At 67.6% G+C, this 487-nt stretch carries 1 protein-coding gene; it reads right to left on the reverse strand.

Annotation, left to right across the window (positions count from 1 at the left end):
• On the reverse strand, window positions 1–487 hold a 487-nt coding region (locus tag EN991_RS39325; protein ID WP_164769818.1), incomplete at both ends, for a hypothetical protein.

The raw sequence follows: 487 nt of genomic DNA on the forward strand, positions 1-487 counted from the left end.
GCCTGGATGTCGGTGCCCTGCATGCTGGCCGTGCCGGCGGCGCTGAGCGTGCCGGACGTGAATTCGATCGAGTTGGCGGCGAAGGATCCCTGCGGATCGCGGGCCGCGGTGGCCGAGAATTTCACCCGGGCGCCAAGCACCGAGGCGATCTGCGGCGGAAAGGCCGTCGCCACGGCATCCGCGTTCATCTTCAGCTGCATCGACAGGTCGGCAAGCGCCACCGTCGCCGTCAGAGAGGCGTTGAGCGCGTCGGAGCGCAGCGTGCCCTGGTCGATGGCAATGGCATCCTTGCTGACCGACCCGGCCAGATCGACATCGATCTTGCCGGTGATCAGCGGCGCCAGCGTCGCCACGTCGGTGTTGAGGCCACCTGCCTGCAGCTTGACGGTGACCGGCCCGGCGCGGTTCTGGATGTCAAAGCCGTCGGAATGGATCTGCGCCGCCAGATCATCCAGCCGCGTGCCGCCAGCAACGATGGAGACGAAGG

The sequence above is a fragment of the Mesorhizobium sp. M7A.F.Ca.US.005.03.2.1 genome, assembly GCF_003997795.1.
GTDB lineage: Bacteria > Pseudomonadota > Alphaproteobacteria > Rhizobiales > Rhizobiaceae > Mesorhizobium > Mesorhizobium ciceri.